Origin of the sequence: Marinospirillum alkalitolerans (genome assembly GCF_045055655.1) — a bacterium.
In the GTDB taxonomy this organism is placed as follows: Bacteria; Pseudomonadota; Gammaproteobacteria; order Pseudomonadales; family Halomonadaceae; genus Marinospirillum; species Marinospirillum alkalitolerans.
Genome location: NZ_JBANFI010000005.1, coordinates 109,846 through 131,063 on the forward strand (window position 1 = coordinate 109,846; position 21,218 = coordinate 131,063).

Genomic DNA, 21,218 nt, shown 5'->3' on the forward strand with positions numbered 1-21,218 from the left:
GTATAAAAAATCAGTATCGTGGAGGGGTGTCATGACACCTTCAATTGATTGGCTAGGACAAGCACTGGTGCAAGAGTCTCGACTGGCTATTCCCCTGTATCAAGATGCCGTCAGTGCTGGCTTTCCTTCTCCTGCACAAGAGGATGTGGAGCGGACACTGGATTTAAATACCCTCTGTATTCAGCATCCGGCAGCGACCTTTTTTGTCCGTGCTCAGGGCGAGAGCATGATCGAAGCTGGTATTTTTGCTGGAGATATTCTGGTTGTGGATCGTGCACTCACCGCACGTCATGGCGATATCGTCATTGCGCGTCTTTTTGGTGAGCACACCGTGAAAGAGCTGGCGCTCCGCCCTCAGGTGCGTCTGGTGCCGCGCCATGCTGGGTGGCCTGAGATCCCCATTCCAGAGGGCGCGGATCTGGAGATTTTGGGGGTGGTGACTTTTGTGCTGCATGCATTGAGAGGCGCGGGCTAATGTATGCGCTGGTGGATTGCAACAGCTTCTACGCCAGTTGTGAAAAGCTCTTTCGGCCTGATTTGCGTGATCGGCCTGTCGTTGTGCTGTCAGGGCAGGAGGGATGTGTGGTGGCCTGCTCAGCCGAAGCCAAGGCCTTGGGTATCCAGATTGGCGTGCCTGTCTTTCAAATTTCGGCCTTGATCCAAGCCGAGGGGGTGGTCTGCTTTGCGGCCAACTTTGCCCTCTATGCCGATCTTTCGCAACGTGTCATGGCCACGCTCGAAGCCCATGCGCCAGAGGTGGAAATCTACTCCATTGATGAAGCCTTTGTGCATTTACAGGGATTGACTGCCCCTTGGCAGGCCATAGGGCAGCAGCTGCGAGCCAAGGTCGCGCAGTGGACGGGCATACGCACCTGTGTGGGCATTGCACCCACTCGGACCTTGGCGAAGTTAGCAAACTATGCTGCCAAGCGTTATCCAGCCACCCAAGGGGTTGTAGATTTATCCGCTCCAGAGCGCCAACGTCGCCTGCTAGCACTCTTGCCGGTTCGTGCAGTGTGGGGCGTTGGGCGGCAATTGGCGGCGCAACTTGAATCCCAAGGTAAAATCAGCGCTTTAGACTTGGCCGATTCCGATCCCGCCTGGATTCGAAAGCACTTCTCCTTGACGCTGGAGCGGACGGTGCGTGAGCTGAGAGGCCAATCCTGCTTGCGGCTGCGTCAGGTGCATAGTGCCAAGCAACAGCTGATTTGTTCGCGCTCCTTTAGTGAACGCATTACTGACTTTACGCGCTTGCGAGAGGCCATCAGTCTTTTTACCACCCGAGCGGCGCGTAAACTGCGTCAAGAAGAGCGTCTGGCAAAGAAAATCACCGTGTTTATTCGTACTAGCCCGCATCAGGCAGGCTACTATGCCAATAGCGCGACACTGGATTTGCTGGAACCCAGTGCGGATACACGGCGTTTGATTGAAATGGCGCATCAAGTTCTCAAATCGATTTGGAAGCCCGGACCGCGCTATATGAAGGCAGGTGTGATTTTAAGTGATTTCTATGCCCCAGGCTGTTGGCAGCCTTCTCTATTAGAGGATATCCCCCGTAAGCCGCAGAGCGCCAAATTAATGCAGGTCTTGGACCAATTGCATCAACGAGGCGTCGGGGAGGTTTTTTTTGCCGCTCAGGGAGTGAGGGGTGTTGGAACTCGTCAGTCTGCGCTACAGTCACCGGCCTATACCACGCGCTGGAGTGATCTTCCTCGAGTCAGCTAATCTCGATCAGAGGCTTCTAGATTTGCGGCTCATTGGTCTGTTCAGCAGGCTTATTCTGTGCATTTGGCGGTGGATCAGGAATAAAATCGATCTGCTGCTGATCATGACGGCGTTTCTCAAGCAGCAGCGCAATCAACAGCAGGCTCGTGGAGCCGGCAAAGACCCACGCCACCCAGCCTTGTGAAAATAAAGCCAAGCAGGCGCAGATCAAGGCTCCTAAAAAGAGCAGTCCAACAGGTGAGCTATCGGCTTGGCCTAAGGATGCCAATCTTGCTGTCTGATCTCTGGCACGAGCGGGCCGCTGCATCAGTGATCTGGAGCCAGAAGCTGAATAATCAATCAGATGGGTGTGCTGCTGCTGAAGAGTCATGTAACCTCCTTGTTTTGATCTGTATCTTATTGAATCAGAGAGTGGTTAAATGTCAATCACATTCAGGGTGAGCAGAACAAAAACAAGATGAAATCCGATCTAGATCAACAGGGATAGGGTGTAGGATGCAGCGCCTGCTGGCTGCTGGTTATAACATGGTGCATAACCATTTCACATAACAAAGAAGGAGGTGATGCATGAGAATAGAGGATGAAATCTATGTCAGTCTTGATCAGGGTATCCGGCTGAGTTTGCCTTCTTTATGGGATCAAGCTTGGATCAATATCACCTGGCTGGATGACTCTATTGGTGTCGATGGGGAGTATTTATCACCAGAAACGGATGAAGTGCAGTTTTTCTCTGTTCAGGATCAAGCCTTTGATGACTTAGAAGACTTGTATCAAATCATGATGAAACGCGGTGATGCTCGGTGGAATCGGGCTCGATATACCTTGCGTCCACAAGGTGAATTCAGTTTTGATGTGGAGTGGGATCAAGCCTTGGCTGATCAGGTTGATGTTGCGCACTAGACTTTTGTATTCCTGTATTGCGATTTTTAGTTTTATTGTGGAAGGGTAAGGCCAATGGAGTTGAGTGTTGATTCGCGCCTTGCTTCCTAAATCAAAATGGGCTTATTGATTAGATTGAATGGAATAATGCGGATGGATAAAGATGAAAGAAAATGAAAAGGATGTTTGTCTGAAAATTGCGCAGGGTCTTGCTCGCTCAATTGAAGAGGAGTGGTCTGCTGCGTTGGTTGTATTTGATGACCTGCTAGAAGCTGGTGAGTTTGATTGCACCTATCAACAGGCGGGCTCTTTAGAGGTCGAGAAAGATTTTGATATTGATTATTCAATCTATCTTCTTTTTAAGCAGCTGCGCCAGGTGATGGATGAAAATAAAGCAGACGCTTGGAATCGCGCAAGATTTAAACTCTATCCAACAGGTCAATTTTGTGTTGATTTTGAATGGGATCAGGGGCTTGCGGATGAAGTCGAGGCCAGCTCATAGATCGTTAATCGTGGCGTTGATCTAGGAAACCTCTGATCAACGTCATGAGCGCAGTAGTTAATCAGAGGCTTTCTAAGGCTTTTGGGCTCTAAAATGAGCCCAGATCAGACGATAGTGTTCGACGCCCTTGCTGTATTTTTTTGAGCAGTAGAGCCAGTGTGCCAGCAAGGCACAGCTGAGCCCCATTGCGCCAACAAGGACCATGCTGGTTGTCCCCGCCAGCCAAGCGAAAAGAGTAGCCGCCGCCAGCAACAGCATATAAGCCCGATTGTGCCAGATTAAAAATCTATGAAAGATGCAGTAGCCGCGGGATAGCAGGAAAGTGCTGGTTGAGAGGATCAAACTCAGTAGAACCCATGCCGCAAGCTCAAGGTACATCAGCGTCTGCTCTTTCACCCACAGGGCTGCGATATCCGATATCAGCAGCACAGTCATCACCAGGCAGGCTAGCATCAGCAAAACAGCGCCAAACATAGGCCACATGCCCACGGGGAACATCTGGTAGTCTGGCAGGGTTTTAGGCGCAGAGTGCTGCTTGTTGCTCGTCCTTCTCGTCATTATTCGTTTGCCACTATCACGATAGCGAGCTGATTCAGGCTCTTGATCACCATGCTGTCACCTTCTTGGCATTGTTATAACTCAATGTTTGTGACCACTGTTTTTCTTAAGTTTCTGAAGCCGGTTCTTTCATACTCAAGAATCCAATTTGTTTCAAGCGTAATGGGTAGCTTATTAGATTGAATATTACCAAATACGATTTTCGTAACATCTATAGGATTATGAGCCGCAAAGAAATAAATAGAAGCGTCAATGTAGCCAGGAGCCGGATTGATTGGAAATGCGAATTCCCGCCCCTCAAGTTCCATCGGATTCCGTGGAATACGAACACAGTCTAGGCGGATACATGTATCCACATTTTCAGAATAGTCATCTAAGCTCAATTCAAAAGGTGCAACACCAACTTCAATGGAAACGCTTCCATCTTTTCCTTGGATCTTGGCTTTTGTAAAAGCAATTTTCTGTAGCGGAAATTCTTTCATGCTTCACTCTGATTTATAACGTGGATGTGAATGGGCGTCGTGTAGCGGCGTCCCAGCTGCTGAAGGTAGAGAATGGCACGACTTGTTATAACGACTATACAGAGTATTTGAATGCGCCGATAAAAACTGGATCATCACACATGCTTCGCTTCACTCTTTTGGGGTCGTATTTGAAATCGAACTGCAAAACCACATATCTAGCTTGCTTGATGGTCATTCTTTCCGCAGCTTCAATAATTTCATCTGAATAGGATTCAGAATAGGATAAATCGTCAATGAGTTCTCTTACAGGGCACAACTTGAAGTCAAAGCAATTACTCTCTTGCTGATCTAGCCGGTAATAACCAACGCCACATAGATCTTGCAAGACATCTAATCCATCAGGATTATCCTTTTCATCATTCAATCCAAGCCATACTGAGACGACGCCCTGACATTCAAAATTCTGGCCGTAGTAATCATCTTCGTCTTAGCTTGCGTAATCTCTTAGAGCCATGCGATGTCCCCATGAGTTATAGCTCCGCGCTCCACGGAAAATTTGTCCGTTGCTGCTGCTTGCTAGTGCTATTCCGCTGCATAAGTCTTGATGATATTACCATAGTAAATATACTTATCCATGGTTTGATCTGCATAGGCATCAGAGTTATTTACGTGCCCGTAATCTCCAACTTTGGCGAGATTATTACCGTTCTTGAAGGATATTGATACCCCATGTTCAACCTCCCAGTCACATCTCCCAGTGAATTGACAGAAAAATTCTTCAGTTATCTGGCTTTTACTAATCGATAAAGATGATAGATGTACGAATTCCCATATATGATCTTCATTTTCTTGAGCAGGCATATCCTCAAGGTATTCTTCTCCAACATCTAAGACAAGGTCTTTGTAGTATGCATATAGGTGTTTCTTTAGGTTCTCTCTGTCGCTTTGCCCCAGATTTAGGGTGTTTCTTAGCGTTGTCTCAATTTCGGATTGGTATTCTTCCAATTCTTGATCATTGAAATCAAGTCTTATCTTGAGCTTTGAGTTATTCAGAAAAGAGATTGCTAACTCAGAGGACAGCCAATCATACCAATCTTCGTTGTATTCACTTTTCTCTTTAGTAAAATCTATATTTGCGATTTCTAATTTCATGTGATTTCTCAGGGAGCACTAACCGCCCGGCTATGGTACCGGAGTGCGGTTGGAATTTTTTGTGGTACCTACCACAAAAAAGGCCGACGGAACGTAGGTCGCCCATGAGCCGTTTATTAGGCGATTGACTCATAGTCCCCTGTGCTTATAAATAGCTTCGATAGCTTTTCCCAGAGAGTCTGTTATCTTATTCTGGAGCTGTATATCAAGATTTTTTCCATTAATGTTCTCATGCACATAGCGCCATTCAATGAATCCATTGTCTCCAAGCTCTGTAAGTAATTCACAATATTGCTCTTTTGAAATGTCAGATGAAAAAAGAGTATTATAACTCTCAACAACTTTATCTTGGATGATTGGGTCTATCTTCGAGAAGATACTCGAATATTTATGGTCATCGATTTTAATTTCCTTGTTGAGCACGTCTTGGCGAGAATAGACATCATCATGCTGAATCAGGACAAGACACTTCAGTAAAATCTCGATGCAAAACGTTGAGCAAAGCACGGCTGGAGCGGAATAATTGGCGCTTTGCTTTCCGGAAAATATATTTTCATATAATAAAGCTGCTCCTTCAGAATAGAAACGAGCATTATTGAACATCTTCCGATGCATTGGCACTTGAGGGTCACTCATAATAGAAATCCATTGGTTGCCTAACATTTTGATCGCAGGCAGGCATAATAACCCTATTGCCTCTGCATCTCTCAGCGCCTGAATTTGCCATCCATCCGCTTAAAAAGCAAATTCCAATATAAGTAGGCCGGCCTTCTGCTGTGCGCCAGCGGCCAGTCTAGCGGCGGCCAAGTCACTCTGCATCTAGATCGCTCAGCCTTATCGATGGCAAGCAATCTCAAGCGACAGCACGGTCATGCCAAGAGTGAGCCCAGCTTAGCGAAGTGTCGAGCACACCGGATGGGAGCAAATTGATCCTGTGCAGGTCACAGGCTTTCAGATGTACTGGTCGTGCAGGTCTCTATCCTCCGTTACGCCTAGAAAAAGCCCACCTGTGGTGGAGCAGTTGAGAACCCAGAATTTAGTCGCAAGCCACGATCCATGCCCCCGTGGCCGACCTGAGATCACCATAAAGGGACCCAGACTTTTGGGGCAGCCAAGGAGATGGGGTGGTTGTGGCGATGATAACCACAGCTGAATACTTGCGTGTGGGGGAGCGGGTCACTTTTACGCAGAGCGCGGGAAGGCTGGCTAGGTGCAGGGGAGTGGTCGTAAAGTGCTGCCAGCGACAAGAAAACTTGCGCCAGCAAAAAGACAAAAACAAAAACGGCCACTCGATCAATGATCTCAGTAGCCGTTTTTGTTAAGGAATTTGGTAGGACTATCCGGACTCGAACCGGAGACCTCTACCATGTCAAGGTAGCGCTCTAACCAACTGAGCTATAGTCCTAAGGGGTATTGCTTTCAACAGCTGCGCATTATAGAGACTTGATTTTTAAAAGCAAGCTTTTTGTCAGACTTTTTTGAGGCGGCTGACTGAGGCTGAGTTAGAGGTGTCAGCGAGCTGGACGTCTCAGATTGCAAGGCGATGGCTTTTTGTGTTCATCAAGCGGCTGGAGTAAAGTGATCGCTTGAGTCAGGTCTGAGTCAGAAAGCAAGGAGAGGATCATGCGGTATGCAGGAATCAAGCGCGGCTTGCTGGTAGGGTTGAGCCTGGGTTGGGCGCTCAGCGTGGCGGCGGTGCCTTTAAGTGCTGAAGACAGTGATCCAGCGCGATGGGGATGGATGCAGGGATCACCGCCACCACCTGAAAAGCGTATTTCTTTTGCCGATGGCAGTTATTTTCAGTTCCCGCAAATGCGCTGGAGTGTGGCGCATTTTCGTCAGTTGATGCCGACGGTGCAGGTCGCGCGTGGCACAGGTCCGATACAGCCTCTGGCCTCGCATTCTTGTGCGGCATTAGATGCGCTGACCTTTGTGCCTTGGGGGCAGAGCGAACCGATGACCTGGGCTGAATCCATGCGCGCCAACTATACCGATGGCATCGCTGTTTTGCATCGTGGGCGGTTGATTGATGAGCGCTATTTCGGCGCCCTGACCGCAGAGGGGCAGCATGCGGCTATGTCGGTCACCAAAAGCTTTATGGGGCTTTTGGGCGCCTTGCTGATTGAGGAGGGTCTGCTCGATGCAGAGCGGCAGGTGGTGGAGTATGTTCCTGAGCTGGGCGCTTCGGCTTTTGGTTCGGCCACCATCGCGCAACTCTTGGATATGACTACGGGGATTCGCTTTAGTGAAGACTATGCCGATCCCAATGCGGAGGTGTGGGCGCATGCGGCGGCAGGCAATCCGCTGCCCAAACCCGCTGACTATGTTGGTCCGCGCTCTTATTTTGAGTTTTTGCAGACAGTTCAGCCGGAAGGAGAACATGGGGCTGCCTTTCATTATCGCACCGCGAATACAGATGCCTTGGGTTGGGTGATGACGCGGGCGACTGGGCAGAATGTGGCTCAGCTGTTATCCGAGCGCATCTGGCAGCCGCTTGGAGCAGAGCAGGATGCTTATATGACGGTGGATAGCTGGGGGACGCCTTTTGCCGGTGGCGGTTTGAATCTGAGTTTGCGCGATCTGGCGCGTTTTGGTGAGCTGCTTCGCCAGAATGGCCGGGTTGGTGAGCAACAGGTGATTCCTGCTGCGGTAATCGCGGATCTGCGCACTGGAGGAGATCAAGCTCAGTTTGCTCAGGCTGGTTATTCGCAGCTAGAGGGGTGGAGTTACCATCAGATGTGGTGGATCACCCATAATGCACACGGTGCGTTTATGGCGCGCGGTGTGCATGGGCAGGCCTTGTATATCGATCCCACCGCAGAGATGGTGATTGCGCGTTTTGGCAGTCATCCGGTTGCGGCCAATGCGGCGAATGATGCCACTTCGCTACCGGCTTATCAGGCACTGGCGACCTTTTTGCTTGAAGGCGGCTGCGCCTTGCCAGAAGGCTAATCAGGGGGCTGCTGAGCAGGACGCCGCAAAACAATCACATCACGATGGACCTCAAGCAGCTCTAGACCGAAATGGGCGGCTATCCAGGCAAAGCTGGCTTCGCTGAAAAAGCTGATATGGGTGGGGTCCATCAAATAATGCCAACGCTGAAAAGCGGCTTGATCTCTTGGGCGTTGCGTCATCACGACCAAGAGGCCGTTGGGTTTGAGGCAGCCAAGCAGCTGCTTGAGCACGGCATAGGGCTGGCTGAGGTGCTCAAAGACTTCTGTGCTGGTGATAAAGTCATACTGCTGCTGAAGCCTGGCGGCTTCTGGATAAAAGTAGAGATCATAGTTGAGGCAGGTGAGGCCCGCTTCTTCTAGCATCAGGCTGAGTGTTGGCCCAGGGCCGCAGCCAAAATCCAGCCCCTGGGCTGCCGGTGGCATCAGACGCAACACAGGTTCTGCTGCGCGGGCCAGAAAACGTCGATAGCCTGGGTCATCGGGGCGATTATCATGCTGCTGATAAATGGCCTGCTCTGCCGTGGCGTCCCAGTGAAAAGCGGCAGGAACAAACACCAGTTCGCAAGAGCCGCAGCGCCAGTATTCACGCCCCACAAGGGGGCGATGGTTTGCGGTGTGCCAGAGATCTGCAGCGACACTGGCACACAGAGGGCAGGTGTGCATCTATTCGTTGCTGCTGATGAGTCGACCGACCAGCGCGCGCTGATCAACACGGACTTCTGTTAATTCAATCTGCACTTGGTCTGTCAGGCGGTAGTGGATCTGGTCTTGAATCATCACCCAGCCTTGTTCGCCATCGCAGATTAGTTCATCGCGGTTGGCATGGATCGTGGAAGCTGGAATAAAGACCGCAGCACCATTATCCACTAGGCGCACCTTCATGCCACCACGATTGATGCTGAAAATCTGCGCGGCAAAACTCTGGCCGACCTGATCTGCCAAGAAGCGAGCATAGAGCCAGTCTTTCACATCGCGTTCGGCCATACGGTTGATCTTGCGTGCGCTGCTGAGCGCTTCAGCCAGTTGATCGTCCAGCGGGTGGGGCTGGGTCTGGATCAGCCAAGCCTTGAGGAGACGATGGTTGAGCAGATCGCCATATTTACGAATCGGTGACGTCCAGGTGGCATAAGCGCTGACGCCGAGGCCAAAATGCGGTGCTGGGGTCAGAGAGAGCAAGGAAAAGCCTTGATACTTGCGCAGGCGTGCATCCAACCAGCCAGAAGGCAGCGCATCTAGTTGACGGCGCAGATCACAAAAACCGGCCAGGCTAGCGAGATACTCGGCATCAAAGGTTTGACCGGCTTCGGTTTTTAGGCCGTTTTCTTCAAGCAGCTTTAAAACCTGCTCAGCTTGATCTGCCTCAAAGCCAACATGGGTGTTGAACACACCTTGCCCCAGCTCGCGGCTGAGTAGATCGGCCAGTGCCAGGTTAGCGAGGAGCATGGCTTCCTCAACCAGACGATGCGCCACGCGCCGCTCTTCGGTCTGAATATCAATAACCTGTCCAGCCTCATCAAGAACAAAGCGATAGTCGGGTGTTTCTTTAAAGACCAGTGCATGCGTATGTCGCCATGCCAGACGCTGTTGCGCCAGTTGGGCCAGATGTTGGAGCTGAGCGGCCTGCTCTTCTGAATCAGGTTGCCAACTCGCCGCCTTGGGCTCATCCAGCCAGTCGGAAACCAGCTGATAGTCGAGCTTGGCTTGTGAGGTGATCCAAGCCGCACAAAAGTGCGGCGTGTCAGCCAGTTGACCATCGGCGGCCACTTCTAAACGGGCGACCAGTGCTGGACGGCGCACCTTCGGCATCAACGAGCAGAGGTCGTCGGATAGAGGCTTGGGCAGCATGGTGATGGTGCGTGCAGGCAGATAAAGCGTAAAGGCGCGCGCCTTGGCTTCAATATCGGCGGGGCTGCCTTCAGCCACATAGGCCGAGGGATCGGCAATCGCGACCCAGAGGGTCCAGCCGCCGTCAGCGCGTGGGCGGATGCAAAGGGCATCATCCATATCCTTAGTTTGTGCGCTATCGATGGTCACAAAAGGCAGGTGGGTTAAATCTTCACGCACTAGCTCGGCCGGATCTTCTAGCTGCCAGGCTTGATTGATCTCTGGCTGGTCTTTGGGTAGCGCATGGCGGGCCAGAATCACCCACCAGGGTGCATAGTGATCCTGATCCTTGGCAATCAGTTCAGTCACTTCAACAAAAAAGCTGTTGTCCTTGGGTTTCAGTGGATGGCGCTCTAGATGCGCGACGACCCAGTCACCATCTGTCAGGCTGGCCTCATCTAATCCGCTGACTGTTTTACCTTTTAACGGCTGATTGAGCTGGGGATGATCAGGCACCACGGCCAATTTACCCTGCACGCGTTGGATGCGGCCGATAAAACGAGTCAGGCTGGGTTCGATCAGGGTTTCCGGCTCTGCGGTCTGCTTCATCTCACCCTTGCGATCTTGCTCTTCATGCAAGGCGGCTTGAATGCGATCACCGTGTAAGACCTTCTTCATATTGGGTGGGCTGATGAAATAGCTTTTGCCATCTTCGGCCTCTAAAAAACCAAAACCTTTTTCTGTGCCCTTGACGCGACCTTCGATACGCGGTGTCGCTGCACGGAGTTGGCCTTTGAGCTGCGCTAAAAGATCGTTATTTTTCAGTAAAGCATTCTGCATAAAAATCAGCCTATAGATTTAAGAAGGTGCTGCATAAAAAAGGGCCGCGCAACGAGGGCTAAAGATGGGTCTAGTGTGCGCCGGGAAACATGAACTGGCGCAGTTGCATCTCACGCATTTCGCTGGGGCTAGGGCCAACCCAATGACCATACCAAACCGGCCCGGTGGCAATTAAAAAGCCCAATACAGCCAGTGTGATACCTGATTTGGGGTGCTTTTCTTTCAGCGTGAGGCCCACAATCACAATTGCAAGCCCAAGAAAATGCATGAAGAAGATACTGGGGGCCATGCGCTACTCCACTAACAGGGGATGAATAGGGACTAGAGTTTAACCGAAACTGTGATAAGTTTCAGTTCCTATCCGCCGAGCAGGCGATGATGGCGCGGGAGAGATCCCAGCCTGAAATGATCAATGAAAGGAGAAATCCGATGCTGCATCCTCGTGCTTTACCTGATCTGGAAACGTCGATTCAGTTGGCGGCGGTTCAGTTGAATTCAGCGGGTGACTGGCCAACCAATCGGCAGCGCGTACAAGAGGCTGTGGCGGCAGCGGCAGCGGCAGGTGCTCAACTGGTCGTCTTGCCTGAATACTTTGTATTGATGCATCCCGATGAGCAGGCCCGTTTTGCGCTGGCTGAAGAAGATGGGCAAGGGCCGATTCAGGATTTCTTGGCGCAACTTGCCGCCCAGCAGGGCGTCTGGCTGGTTGCCGGCAGTCTGCCATTAAAAACCCCCTTCGCCGATAAGCTCACCAATAGCTGCCTGGTGTATGGCCCTGCAGGTGAGCGCGTGGGGCGCTATGACAAGGTGCATCTGTTTAGTTTTCAGCGGGGGCAAGAGCGCTATGATGAAGCGGCAACGCAACTGGCAGGAGAAAGGCCGCTGATCTTTGATACGCCCTTTGGGCGGGTTGGCGTTGGGATTTGTTATGACCTGCGCTTTCCGGAGTTTTTCCGTCATTTAGATGCGGTGGATCTGTGGGTGCTCCCCGCGGCGTTTACGGTGACCACAGGTCAGGCCCATTGGGAGGTGTTGTTGCGCGCGCGGGCGATTGAAAACCAGTGTTACTTCTTGGCTGCTGCGCAGACAGGCACGCATCAAGGCGGGCGGCAGACCTATGGGCATAGCCTGCTGGTCGACCCTTGGGGAGAGGTGGTCGCGCAGCTAGATGATCAACCTGGCCTGCTGCTGGGCAGCCTAGAACCACAGCGTTTGGCTGAGGTCAGAACGCAGTTGCCGGCTTTGTTACACCGGCGCTTGGGTGTGTAGGGCGCACGCGATAGCAGCGAGTTCAGTCGAGGCCGTCTGCGGCCCCCCTATTGGAAGGCGGGCTGGTCGCCGCTGTATCCAGGGCTTTGGTCAGGAACTCTTGTAAAATATGTGGCCAGGATTGCTCAGGATCGCGCTCCTGGCTGATCATGATGATGGCGGCTTGCTGTTGCGCCAGATCGAGCAGTCTTTGTGTTTTGCTGCTGTCTGTATGCAGTTCATCGCGATAGCGGCGCGCAAAACGCTGCCAATCCATTTTTTCCTGTGTCCACTCACGCTTAAGACTGTTGCTGGGTGCGGCTTCTGGCCACCAGTGATCGATACTCAGTTCTGAGCGTGTGCGCCCATGTGGCCACAGACGATCAATCAACACTCGTGGTGCTGAACTGGTTTCTGAGTCGTTGTTGTACAGCCATTGCAGTTGGAAGTGCGCTTTCATGGTCGTCCATTATCCCTTGAGGGTGCTTGTCAGTTACAATGCACCTTCTTTTTTAATGCTGATTCACCTGCTGAACATCCCAAGGGGGTTAAAGTGCCGGTTTCTGTTGCTGAATGGCTCAAGCCATTTCAGGGTGTATCCCTTGATGATCGAAAACATGCAGAAATTCTTGCTGAATGTCAACTGATGCATCTGGCCGATGCCTATGTTTTTTTTATGCGCTGCTGGCAGCGCGGCGAAGCGGGTGCGCTGGTGCGTGGAATTCAGGTGCTGGAGGCCTTGTCAGGCCTAGGCTGGATCAGTACAGAAGAGGCCGCGGCTTGGCGGGCGCATTGGATTGGGCGTTTACAGCATCACTATCCCAGTGCCGAGGATTTTTTAGCGGCGCTGGCGCTGAGCGATGTGGCCAGTGCGCCGCTGAAGGCATGGGCGCAAGAGCGAGTTGAGGCTGATTTTCCTGATTGGATGGCAGAAATCGAGGCCGTGTCTGAGGCTCCTTTGCAGGTGCGTAAGACACCGCTCGGCTATGCGCTGGCGGCGCGCGCTTCCAGCTTTCCTATTTTTCAGCAGGCGCTGGATGATCCGCAGCGTTTGCGTCAGGCCTTCTGGCCGGATGTAGAAGCCACCTTGCAAGAATACTGGCAGGTCGATTCTGCCGAGACTTGCCGCCAGCTGCTCTATTGGTTGGCAGGGCAGGGCCAGCGTTATGCCTGGCAGCTGGATCATCAGTGGCTACAGGAGGCCAGTGCCGAAGAGCGCCAGACCTGGCAAGAAGAATTGCCGGATGGAATGGAAGGCTATGCTGAGCAGATGCTGAATGCGCTGGCCCTGCCTGAGTTGGATATCGGGGCCTGGGATTGGGTACGGATGGCCGATCTGGCGCTGGCTGGCTATATGGCGGGTTATCTTTCTGCCAGTGAGTGGCGCAGCTTTGCCTTGGTTGCCCTGTGGCTGCTCAGACGCCGCTATGCCTCTTGGGAGGCCATTCATCAGAGCTATCTGCTGGGTTATCGCTTCTGGCGCACTCAAAGTCAGCTCAATCTGAGTCCTGAGATAGAAGAAAGCTGGCAGCTGCTCCTAGAAGTGGCCTTTTCTCCTCAGCGCCAACTGAATTGGCAGGCCTTGGAGGTGGATCACCCAGATTTTCGTGATGCGTTGCAGCTCTTCTCCGCTGGGCTTGAGGCTGGCCCGTTGCTGGTGAGCCTGCTGGCCAGTGTCCGAGATGATGCCTGTGTGCTGACGGGCTTAGGCAGTGAGCTGCCAGAAGAGCGCGAGCAGGAAGCCAAGGAGTTTTTGCTCGCCCATCTTGAGGTGGATCTTGAAGAAGGGCTGCGCAATGCTTTGACGCGTTTTTGGCAACCGGGTCGCGTGCATCATTATGATCAGCTGGCATTGAACTGTCGTACGGGCGTGGCGCCCTCTTTGCCCGCGAATCTCGGCGCGGTAGCGGAGGTCTGGCAAGCCTGGCATCAGCAGCAGCCTTTGCTGGCGGGGTTGGTGCAGCATCCTGCCGCGATCGTGATGGCAGAGAAATATGCCTTTTATCTGCTCAAGGCGCAGGAATCAGGTTTGTTTGCCAGCAGTGAAGTCGAGCACCTCACTCTGGCTATCCAGGACTATCTGAGCTGGCACTACCCCAAAGCTGAGTCTTTACTGGCTGCGTGGCAGGCTTGGGATGAAGTGCTGTGCTTGCAAGGTGATGAGCGCCCCTTGGCGGCAGAGCTGGCTTGGCATCGGCAAGATCCAGGCAGCCTGTTTCACTTTGTGGATTGGAAGCGGCCACCCGCGCGCTTGGTGGAGCCAGGTCGTCCGGTCAGCGAAACCGAGCTGGCGCTGTTGAATCTGGTGGGGCCGTTGACGGGGATTCACTGGTCGTGGCCCGAGCGGCTGCCGAGTGAGCCAGCACAAGAGCTGCGTCAGCTCTTGCAAGAAACGCATCTCTTTCATAGTCCTGAAGATTTAAAAGACTACTTGCAACACCTGTATGCCGCCGGAGATCGTCAGGAGTATCTGGTCGCCTTCTCGATTTTTACGCTGCATCCTGAGCGCTTGGATCAAGAGCTTGAGCTGCAAGAGCAGGATGAGGCGCGCGATGAAGAGCAGGAAACCTATTATCAGCGTCTGCTGCGCGTCAAACACAATACCCTGGGTGTGAATGATGTTGATCTCTGTGCCTGGGATCTGGTGCAGCTGATCGATCTGGCTGTAGCGGGTTATCAACTGGGTTGGCTGAACCAGCAGGAATTGGCCGAGTGGCTTGAAAAAACGCAGCAGCTGTTAACGCGCAGCTATCACGGCTGGAGCGATTTTGCTGGTGCCTTGTTGGCTGGCTACAACTTCTTTATGAATGAAGGGCCGCAAAGAGGCGAGCTGCTTGAAGTCTTCAGTCAACGCCTGCTGGGCCTGCTGATTGCTGTTCCACCGCAAGCTGGGCTCTGGTCAACCCTGCACTGGCCGGGCGCACCAGCGCGGCGCTGGCAGGATACCAGTCATAGTCATCTGCCGCCCAAAAAGCGCCTGCATTAGAGGCGCTGGGTTGTTGATCAACAAACTGCCGTCACCAAGCCGCTGACCCAGTCGGCGGCTGTGATGGCAAGGTTTCGCGGCCATGAGGGGCCAGTAGATCTAAGTCTGGCCCTTTCGGGACCACTTGAGTCGGATTGATCTGTGTATGGCTCTGGTAGTAGTGGCCTTTGATATGCGCAAAGTTCACTGTCTGCGCGATGCCCGGCCATTGGTAGAGCTCCCTTAAATAGCCAAAGAGGGCGGGATAGTCAGCAATGCGGCGCAGGTTGCACTTAAAATGGCCAACATAGACCGCATCAAAGCGAATCAGTGTCGTCCACAAACGCCAGTCTGCTTCGGTGATCTGCGGGCCGCAGAGGTAGCGCTGCTGGCTGAGTAGGTTCTCTAGCGCATCCAGTTCTGCAAACAAAGGCTGCACGGCCTCTTCATAGGCTTCTTGTGTGGTCGCAAAGCCAGCACGATAAACCCCATTGTTAATGCGCTCGTAAACACGCGTGTTCATCGCATCGATCTGCTCGCGTAAAGCCAGCGGATAATAATCTCCCTCGTGGGCACCAAGATGATCAAAGACGGAGTTGAACATCCGAATGATCTCGGCTGATTCATTGCTGACTGGGCGCTGCTGCTTTTTATCCCATAGCAGTGGCACCGTGACGCGGCCGCTATACTGGGGCTCTGCCTGGGTGTAGAGCTGGTGCAGATAGTCAGCGCCAAAAAGCGGATCGGCGACGACGCCCGGCCCAGCTTGAAAAGTCCAGCCCTGCTCGCGCATCAACCAATGCACGACAGAGACATCGATCATCTTCTCGAGTCCTTTAAGCTGGCGAAAAATCAGCGTGCGATGCGCCCAAGGACAGGCCAGAGAAATATAGAGGTGATAACGCCCCGCTTCGGCCTGAAATCCAGCATCACCACTGGGACCGGCTTGACCATCTGGGGTAATCCAGTGGCGAAACTGGCTGGTAGAGCGAATAAAGCGCCCTTGATGGCTTGCTGTGTCATACCACTGGTCTTGCCACTGCCCATCGACTAATAAACCCATTGGCTGCTCCTCTCAAATTGTCAGGCGTCAGATCAAACCACTGTAAAGCGCGCATCCAGCGGGTGCAAGCGCATGGTCTTGATGAGGCCGGATACCTCCGTTGGGCTGCTTGAGGTATGATGAGTGCCTAATACTGTGGGAGATCAGCCAGTTGATCTCTCGGAAGCCTCTGATTAACTACTGCGCTTGGTCATGCTGCGTTGAAATTGGGTCTCAAAATGCTCATTTACTCCGTGTAAACTCCGCTTTTTCGATCAATTTCGCCCTGCGACCTACATGGATGTAGGAAGTGCAGCCATTCGTCTGGAACGAATGCTGCCCTGACCTGTGCTCGTGACGTTGATCAGAGGTTCCCTCGGTTTTTCTATTGATAAAAGAGATGTCATGAGTGCCTCCCAGGTGAGATTAAATAAATGGATCAGTGAAACCGGCCTCTGCTCACGTCGTGAGGCTGATCGCTTGATCGAAGAGGGTGTGGTGAAGGTGAACGGGCGCGTTGCCGATATGGGCGTGCGTGTGAGTGCGGAAGATGAGGTGCGGGTGCGTGGCAAGGCACTGCGCGCCAAGCCGCCAGCTGTTTATCTGGCCTATAACAAGCCAGTGGGCATCACCTGTACGACAGACCCAGAAGTCCCTGAGAATATCGTGGATGCGGTGGGCTATAAGAAAGGGCGCATTTTTCCGATAGGCCGCCTTGATAAGCCCTCGGAAGGCTTGATTTTTCTGACCAATGACGGAGATATCGTCAATAAGATTTTGCGTGCAGGGAATGCGCATGAAAAAGAGTATGTCGTTGAAGTCGATCGCCCTTTTGATACGGCCTTTTTACAGCGTATGGCGGCAGGTGTGCCGATTCTGGGTCAAGTGACCCAGCCTTGCCAGATTCGGGCTTTGGGGCCGCAGCGTTTCAATATTATTTTGACTCAGGGCTTGAATCGTCAAATTCGTCGCATGACCGAGTTTCTTGGTTATCAGGTCACGCGTCTGAAGCGGGTGCGGATTATGAATGTCAGTCTGGGCGGCTTAAAACCCGGCCAGTGGCGGCTGCTCAATCAGCAAGAGATGGCGCAGATCGAACAGATGCTGCATGACTCCAGCAAAACAGAAGAAGCCAGTCAGCGGATCGATGCGCCTCAAAAATCAGCTGCAAAGGCTGTTCAAAAGAAAGCGCGGGTATTGGCGTCAAAAGGTGGCTCAAAGCCCGCTGCGCGCGGTAGCAGCCACCCCTCTCAAGAGCGTGGCCGTAGCCAGCCTAGCGTCAAAAAAAGTAAAAAAGGGAAGAAAAGACAGACTTCGATCAAGCGTGCTTAGTCGGCTTTTGAGCACAATGATCGGCACTGGGCTTTTGCTTCTATACTGTGAAGAACGGCACTGAAAGGCTGCACCCTAGGTGTGATCAGATCAGTCAGATGCAAGCTCACTTTTTCAATGCAAAGCAGGTGAAGACCATGGCCACAACTGCACTTTCTCGCTTAGATCAGGCTCTTTTATGGCTTGAAGGGCTACAACAGGCGGAAGATGCCTGCTTTATGCTTGAGGTTGAACCCGGGCAGGCCTTGCGCGTGGTGGCCACCAATCCGGCCTTTGATCTGGCACTGGATGTGCCTGTGGGCAGCTTGCACGGTCAGCCTTTGCAAGCTTGCCTGCCGCCTAAAATGCTGGCCGAGCTGGAGGAGCGTTTTAAGCTCTGTGCCGAGACAGGTGAGGCCCAGGAGTATGATCTTCAAACCAGCCAGCGCCGCTCGATAGCAGAGCCCTCTGCTTTGGCGCATCCCGGAACGCCAGAGCGCATCAATACGCGTCTGGCCCCGATCAAGGATGAACAAGGTCAGGTGACCCATCTGCTCGGCATTTCGCGTGTGGTGACTGATCGACGCTTAGAAGAGGCTTATAAAGAGCGCTGGTATAAGCTGACCCATCAATTACCTGGTATTCCCTTTGAGCTGCATCAAGAAAAAGACCGGCCATTAAGGCTATCTTTGGTCGGCCCCAAGTTAAGCTTTATTTTAGGGATATCTTTACAGGAAGTCCGGCAGCAGCTGAGTTGTTTTTTTGAGCGCATACACCCGGATGATATGCTGCCGTTGCAGCAAAAAGCACTGCAAGCCTCCCAGCAACTGGCTGATTTGAAAACCGCCTTTCGCTATCGCCATCCAGATCAGGCCACCCGCTGGCTGCAGGTGCACGCCACTCCTGAGCCTGATGCCGAGGGGGGCTGGATCTGGTATGGCTACTTGACTGATGTTACACAACACTATGATCAGCAAGCGAATTTGAAATACTTGGCAACACATGATGCATTGACAGGTCTCCCTAATCGCAGTTTATTCTTGGAGACTTTAGAGCAGGCACTGGCTGCTGCGGCAGATGATCAGACGGCGTTGGCTTTACTGTTTATTGATCTGGACAAGTTTAAGCCGATTAATGATGAGCTGGGCCACAAGGCCGGTGATCGTGTGTTAAAAGAAATCGCCGGTCGGATGCGAGAGCTACTCTGTGCTGGTGATTTGCTGGCGCGCCTCGGTGGAGATGAATTTGTCATCCTGATGACCAGCCGCAAGTTAGATCGGGTTGAAATTCAAGCGCTGGATTTGGCCGAGCAGGTGATCCAGCGGATTAGTCAGCCGCTCTTTTTTCGCCATGGTGAGCAGCGTCATATCGGTGCCAGTATCGGGATCAGTCTTTATCCGCAGCATGCACAGGATGCCGATGCTTTGATTGTGATGAGTGATGATGCCATGTATGCCGCCAAGCATGCTGGACGCGGGCGCGCCTGCTTAGCTTCTTCCGCCCATCAGATAAAAAGTAAGCCCTAGCGTCGCTGCTGATCCAGTGAAGGAACCTCTGCTCAACCCAGCATCAACAAGCGCAATAGTTCTCCAGAGGCTTCTTAGTCACCAGGCCGTCTCTGTTTTGATATCAACAGGTAACCACCTTGACACAACTGGATTTAAGCCGCCAGCAGGCGATTCTTGAAGCTTCACAAGAAATGATTGTGACCATCTCACCCAGTGAGCGTTTGCTCTATCTGAATCTGGCTGGGCGACAGATGTTGGCGATTCCAGATCAGGTGGCATTAGATGAGCAGCCTTTTTTTGTGCAGTCCTTCCATAGTGCTGCTCAGTATCGGCAGCTAAAAGAAGAGGTTTTTCCTGCGCTGCTGGCGGGGGCAGGTCGTTGGCAAGGTGAGCTGGAGCTGCGCAATCTCAGCGGGCAAAAGCTGCCGGTACGGGCCACGATTATTGCGCATCGGGACGAGCAAGGGCAGATCCTCTGGCTGACGGGCATCATGCGTGACGTGAGCCGCCATAAACAGTTGGAAACCCAGCAACGTCTGGCGATGCGTGTGTTTGAAAATACCATTGAAGGCATTATCGTCACGGATGCCGACGCGCGGATTCAGCAGGTCAATCAGGCCTTTTGCGATATTACCGGTTATAGCGCACTCGAGGTGATTGGCAAAACGCCCAAGATCCTGCGCTCTGAACTCCATGATCGCGACTTTTATCAAGCTATGTGGCACAGCATTGCTGAGCAAGATCGTTGGCAGGGCGAAGTCTGGAATCGGCGCAAGGACGGCAGTGTGTTCTTGGAATGGCTGTCGATCAACTGCGTGCGCAATGCACAGGGCGAGATCGAAAACTACATCTCCATTTTTCATGATTTGACTGAACTGCGCGCCAAGGAAGCCAAAATAGAGCATCTGGCCAGCCATGATCCATTGACCGGCTTAGGCAATCGCCGTTTGTTGGATCAGCGTATGAATCATGCTATTCGTCATGCGCGCGCCTATCAACAGGGCTTGGCCTTGCTGGCGATCGATCTTGGGCATATTCAGCTTTTGAATGAAAGCCTGGGTTATAACTGGTGTGATCGCTTTATTCGTGAGCAAAGCCAGCGCTTAAAGCTGATTGCAGATCCTACAGCCACGCTGGTGCGTATCGGTTCAGATGAGTTTGCTCTGCTATTGGAAAATGGCGCCTCTACCCATGAACTCAGCCAGCTGGCGCAGCAGATTAAAGAAGCGCTTCAGCAAGAAGTGGTGCTGGATCAGCATCGCATCGTGATGAGCCCCTCCATCGGTATTGCTCTTTATCCTCAGGATGCCTTGCATGCTGAGGGTTTGCTGATCAATGCGCAGGCTGCCTTGCTTGATGCCAAGGAAGTCGGGCGCGACACCTTCCGTTTTTTTGATCAGCAGATGAGCCGCGAGGCGCGTGATCGCCTCAAGCTTGAGCAGGCACTGCGTCACGCTATTTTAGGCGGAGGCCTGAGTCTGCATTATCAGCCGAAAATACATCTGCACAGCGGGCAGGTTTCTGGTGCTGAGGCACTGCTGCGCTGGGAGCACCCTGAGCTGGGTGTTTTATCGCCGGGTGTCTTTATTCCCTTGGCAGAAACATCAGGTTTGATTGTGGAGATCGGGGCTTGGGTGCTGCGTGAAGCCTGCACCCACTTGCGGGCCTGGCGTGAGCAGGGCTTGGCTTGTCCACGGGTGGCCGTGAATCTGGCCGTGCAGCAACTGGATCAGGCTGGTTTTGCCCACTGGTTAGAAGCCTTACTCGAAGACTACCAGCTCAGTGTGGATGATCTGGAATTAGAAATCACAGAAACCAGCCTGATGAAAAACGAGAAGCGCGCCCTGGCTTGTCTGGCTGAGCTGCGTAGTAAGGGCTTTCATATCGCGCTGGATGATTTTGGGACAGGCTATTCGAGTCTGTCTTATTTGCGTAAGCTGCCGCTAACGACCTTAAAGATCGATCGCTCCTTTATCTTGGATATGAGTGAAGATCCTGCCAGTCTCAGTATTGTTAAAACCATCGTACAGCTGGCGCAGAACCTAGGCTTGGGCTTGGTGGCCGAGGGGGTGGAAAATGCAGCCCAAGCCGAGCAGCTCATCGCGCTGGGTTGCCCCTTGGCGCAGGGGTTTTATTTCCATAAGCCTTTGCATCAACAAGCTTTTGAAGCCTTATTAATCGCTGGCACACCAGTATAAGACTTGCTCTTGCGCGCGTTTTTGCCGCATTATGTAGCAATCTTTCTC

At 52.5% G+C, this 21,218-nt stretch carries 21 protein-coding genes and 1 tRNA gene; 10 read left to right on the plus strand and 12 right to left on the minus strand.

The genetic code is table 11. From position 1 onward, the window contains the following. Nucleotides 1–31 precede the first annotated feature (31 nt). Both umuD and umuC read left to right on the plus strand, forming a co-directional pair. Nucleotides 32–475: a translesion error-prone DNA polymerase V autoproteolytic subunit gene (gene umuD / locus V6U78_RS09275; protein ID WP_405339706.1), complete on the plus strand. Its 444-nt coding sequence runs from the start codon at nt 32–34 to the stop codon at nt 473–475. Beyond that, nucleotides 475–1,725, plus strand: coding sequence for a translesion error-prone DNA polymerase V subunit UmuC (gene umuC / locus V6U78_RS09280; protein WP_405339708.1), 1,251 nt, complete (start codon nt 475–477; stop codon nt 1,723–1,725). The genes umuD and umuC overlap by 1 nt, the downstream gene beginning before the upstream one ends. 16 nt (nt 1,726–1,741) lie before the next feature. Here the strand turns inward: umuC and V6U78_RS09285 are convergent, their stop codons facing one another. Beyond that, nucleotides 1,742–2,095, minus strand: coding sequence for a hypothetical protein (locus V6U78_RS09285; protein ID WP_405339710.1), 354 nt, complete (start codon nt 2,093–2,095; stop codon nt 1,742–1,744). A gap of 197 nt (nt 2,096–2,292) precedes the next feature. Between V6U78_RS09285 and V6U78_RS09290 the strand changes: the two genes are divergently transcribed. Both V6U78_RS09290 and V6U78_RS09295 read left to right on the plus strand, forming a co-directional pair. Then, nucleotides 2,293–2,625, plus strand: a complete 333-nt coding sequence (locus V6U78_RS09290) for a hypothetical protein (protein ID WP_405339712.1) — start codon at nt 2,293–2,295, stop codon at nt 2,623–2,625. Between the two features lie 142 nt (nt 2,626–2,767). Beyond that, nucleotides 2,768–3,106: an immunity protein YezG family protein gene (locus V6U78_RS09295; RefSeq protein WP_405339714.1), complete on the plus strand. Its 339-nt coding sequence runs from the start codon at nt 2,768–2,770 to the stop codon at nt 3,104–3,106. Nucleotides 3,107–3,178: 72 nt separating this feature from the next. Here the strand turns inward: V6U78_RS09295 and V6U78_RS09300 are convergent, their stop codons facing one another. The 6 genes from V6U78_RS09300 to V6U78_RS09325 all read right to left on the minus strand — a co-directional run bounded on the left by V6U78_RS09300 (nt 3,179) and on the right by V6U78_RS09325 (nt 6,685). Continuing rightward, entirely contained in the window at nt 3,179–3,664 is a 486-nt protein-coding gene (locus tag V6U78_RS09300; protein WP_405339716.1) for a hypothetical protein, read from the minus strand. 74 nt (nt 3,665–3,738) lie between these two features. Further along, on the minus strand, nt 3,739–4,146 hold the full coding sequence (locus V6U78_RS09305; protein ID WP_405339718.1) for a hypothetical protein: 408 nt from the start codon (nt 4,144–4,146) through the stop codon (nt 3,739–3,741). 94 nt (nt 4,147–4,240) lie between these two features. Next, nucleotides 4,241–4,552, minus strand: a complete 312-nt coding sequence (locus V6U78_RS09310; protein ID WP_405339720.1) for a hypothetical protein — start codon at nt 4,550–4,552, stop codon at nt 4,241–4,243. Between the two features lie 158 nt (nt 4,553–4,710). Further along, entirely contained in the window at nt 4,711–5,280 is a 570-nt protein-coding gene (locus V6U78_RS09315) for a DUF6985 domain-containing protein (protein WP_405339722.1), read from the minus strand. A 129-nt stretch (nt 5,281–5,409) separates the two neighbouring features. Beyond that, a complete protein-coding gene (locus V6U78_RS09320) occupies nt 5,410–5,916 on the minus strand; it encodes a hypothetical protein (protein ID WP_405339724.1) in 507 nt (168 codons plus the stop codon). A gap of 692 nt (nt 5,917–6,608) precedes the next feature. Next, nucleotides 6,609–6,685, minus strand: a tRNA-Val gene (locus V6U78_RS09325). A gap of 218 nt (nt 6,686–6,903) precedes the next feature. Here V6U78_RS09325 and V6U78_RS09330 point away from each other — a divergent pair. Next, nucleotides 6,904–8,232 (plus strand): serine hydrolase domain-containing protein, encoded by a 1,329-nt coding sequence (locus V6U78_RS09330; protein ID WP_405339726.1) that lies wholly within the window; start codon nt 6,904–6,906, stop codon nt 8,230–8,232. On the opposite strand, the gene V6U78_RS09335 is transcribed toward V6U78_RS09330, so the two are convergent. The 3 genes from V6U78_RS09335 to V6U78_RS09345 all read right to left on the minus strand — a co-directional run bounded on the left by V6U78_RS09335 (nt 8,229) and on the right by V6U78_RS09345 (nt 11,187). Further along, nucleotides 8,229–8,897, minus strand: a complete 669-nt coding sequence (locus V6U78_RS09335) for a class I SAM-dependent methyltransferase (RefSeq protein WP_405339728.1) — start codon at nt 8,895–8,897, stop codon at nt 8,229–8,231. The genes V6U78_RS09330 and V6U78_RS09335 overlap by 4 nt on opposite strands. Beyond that, the gene (locus tag V6U78_RS09340) at nt 8,898–10,898 is read right to left on the minus strand and encodes an exoribonuclease II (RefSeq protein ID WP_405339730.1); all 2,001 of its coding nucleotides are present in this window, start codon (nt 10,896–10,898) and stop codon (nt 8,898–8,900) included. A gap of 70 nt (nt 10,899–10,968) precedes the next feature. Further along, complete coding sequence (locus V6U78_RS09345) at nt 10,969–11,187, minus strand: hypothetical protein (RefSeq protein WP_405339732.1); 219 nt, start codon at nt 11,185–11,187, stop codon at nt 10,969–10,971. A gap of 140 nt (nt 11,188–11,327) precedes the next feature. Between V6U78_RS09345 and V6U78_RS09350 the strand changes: the two genes are divergently transcribed. Beyond that, nucleotides 11,328–12,167, plus strand: coding sequence for a carbon-nitrogen hydrolase family protein (locus tag V6U78_RS09350; RefSeq protein WP_405339733.1), 840 nt, complete (start codon nt 11,328–11,330; stop codon nt 12,165–12,167). 22 nt (nt 12,168–12,189) lie between these two features. On the opposite strand, the gene V6U78_RS09355 is transcribed toward V6U78_RS09350, so the two are convergent. After that, entirely contained in the window at nt 12,190–12,606 is a 417-nt protein-coding gene (locus V6U78_RS09355; protein ID WP_405339735.1) for a DUF488 domain-containing protein, read from the minus strand. A gap of 93 nt (nt 12,607–12,699) precedes the next feature. Between V6U78_RS09355 and V6U78_RS09360 the strand changes: the two genes are divergently transcribed. Beyond that, nucleotides 12,700–15,132, plus strand: a complete 2,433-nt coding sequence (locus V6U78_RS09360; RefSeq protein ID WP_405339737.1) for a DUF1266 domain-containing protein — start codon at nt 12,700–12,702, stop codon at nt 15,130–15,132. Nucleotides 15,133–15,163: 31 nt separating this feature from the next. Here the strand turns inward: V6U78_RS09360 and V6U78_RS09365 are convergent, their stop codons facing one another. After that, complete coding sequence (locus V6U78_RS09365) at nt 15,164–16,174, minus strand: glutathione S-transferase family protein (RefSeq protein ID WP_405339739.1); 1,011 nt, start codon at nt 16,172–16,174, stop codon at nt 15,164–15,166. Nucleotides 16,175–16,558: 384 nt separating this feature from the next. Between V6U78_RS09365 and rluF the strand changes: the two genes are divergently transcribed. The 3 genes from rluF to V6U78_RS09380 all read left to right on the plus strand — a co-directional run bounded on the left by rluF (nt 16,559) and on the right by V6U78_RS09380 (nt 21,170). Continuing rightward, the gene (gene rluF / locus V6U78_RS09370; RefSeq protein WP_405339741.1) at nt 16,559–17,485 is read left to right on the plus strand and encodes a 23S rRNA pseudouridine(2604) synthase RluF; all 927 of its coding nucleotides are present in this window, start codon (nt 16,559–16,561) and stop codon (nt 17,483–17,485) included. A 137-nt stretch (nt 17,486–17,622) separates the two neighbouring features. Then, nucleotides 17,623–18,990 carry a diguanylate cyclase domain-containing protein gene (locus V6U78_RS09375; protein ID WP_405339743.1) on the plus strand — a complete coding sequence of 456 codons (1,368 nt, stop codon included), beginning with the start codon at nt 17,623–17,625 and terminating at the stop codon, nt 18,988–18,990. A 119-nt stretch (nt 18,991–19,109) separates the two neighbouring features. Further along, nucleotides 19,110–21,170 carry a putative bifunctional diguanylate cyclase/phosphodiesterase gene (locus V6U78_RS09380; RefSeq protein ID WP_405339744.1) on the plus strand — a complete coding sequence of 687 codons (2,061 nt, stop codon included), beginning with the start codon at nt 19,110–19,112 and terminating at the stop codon, nt 21,168–21,170. Nucleotides 21,171–21,218 lie beyond the last annotated feature (48 nt).

What these genes read in the sequence shown, in the direction of transcription:
- V6U78_RS09375 (WP_405339743.1), top strand. Translation starts at nt 17,623, where the DNA reads ATGGCCACAACTGCACTTTCTCGCTTAGATCAGGCTCTTTTATGGCTT.
- V6U78_RS09340 (WP_405339730.1), bottom strand. Translation starts at nt 10,898, where the DNA reads ATGCAGAATGCTTTACTGAAAAATAACGATCTTTTAGCGCAGCTCAAA.
- V6U78_RS09300 (WP_405339716.1), bottom strand. Translation starts at nt 3,664, where the DNA reads ATGACGAGAAGGACGAGCAACAAGCAGCACTCTGCGCCTAAAACCCTG.
- umuD (WP_405339706.1), top strand. Translation starts at nt 32, where the DNA reads ATGACACCTTCAATTGATTGGCTAGGACAAGCACTGGTGCAAGAGTCT.
- V6U78_RS09335 (WP_405339728.1), bottom strand. Translation starts at nt 8,897, where the DNA reads ATGCACACCTGCCCTCTGTGTGCCAGTGTCGCTGCAGATCTCTGGCAC.
- umuC (WP_405339708.1), top strand. Translation starts at nt 475, where the DNA reads ATGTATGCGCTGGTGGATTGCAACAGCTTCTACGCCAGTTGTGAAAAG.
- V6U78_RS09295 (WP_405339714.1), top strand. Translation starts at nt 2,768, where the DNA reads ATGAAAGAAAATGAAAAGGATGTTTGTCTGAAAATTGCGCAGGGTCTT.
- V6U78_RS09285 (WP_405339710.1), bottom strand. Translation starts at nt 2,095, where the DNA reads ATGACTCTTCAGCAGCAGCACACCCATCTGATTGATTATTCAGCTTCT.
- V6U78_RS09305 (WP_405339718.1), bottom strand. Translation starts at nt 4,146, where the DNA reads ATGAAAGAATTTCCGCTACAGAAAATTGCTTTTACAAAAGCCAAGATC.
- V6U78_RS09345 (WP_405339732.1), bottom strand. Translation starts at nt 11,187, where the DNA reads ATGGCCCCCAGTATCTTCTTCATGCATTTTCTTGGGCTTGCAATTGTG.
- V6U78_RS09315 (WP_405339722.1), bottom strand. Translation starts at nt 5,280, where the DNA reads ATGAAATTAGAAATCGCAAATATAGATTTTACTAAAGAGAAAAGTGAA.
- V6U78_RS09290 (WP_405339712.1), top strand. Translation starts at nt 2,293, where the DNA reads ATGAGAATAGAGGATGAAATCTATGTCAGTCTTGATCAGGGTATCCGG.
- V6U78_RS09355 (WP_405339735.1), bottom strand. Translation starts at nt 12,606, where the DNA reads ATGAAAGCGCACTTCCAACTGCAATGGCTGTACAACAACGACTCAGAA.
- V6U78_RS09365 (WP_405339739.1), bottom strand. Translation starts at nt 16,174, where the DNA reads ATGGGTTTATTAGTCGATGGGCAGTGGCAAGACCAGTGGTATGACACA.
- rluF (WP_405339741.1), top strand. Translation starts at nt 16,559, where the DNA reads ATGAGTGCCTCCCAGGTGAGATTAAATAAATGGATCAGTGAAACCGGC.
- V6U78_RS09330 (WP_405339726.1), top strand. Translation starts at nt 6,904, where the DNA reads ATGCGGTATGCAGGAATCAAGCGCGGCTTGCTGGTAGGGTTGAGCCTG.
- V6U78_RS09320 (WP_405339724.1), bottom strand. Translation starts at nt 5,916, where the DNA reads ATGAGTGACCCTCAAGTGCCAATGCATCGGAAGATGTTCAATAATGCT.
- V6U78_RS09350 (WP_405339733.1), top strand. Translation starts at nt 11,328, where the DNA reads ATGCTGCATCCTCGTGCTTTACCTGATCTGGAAACGTCGATTCAGTTG.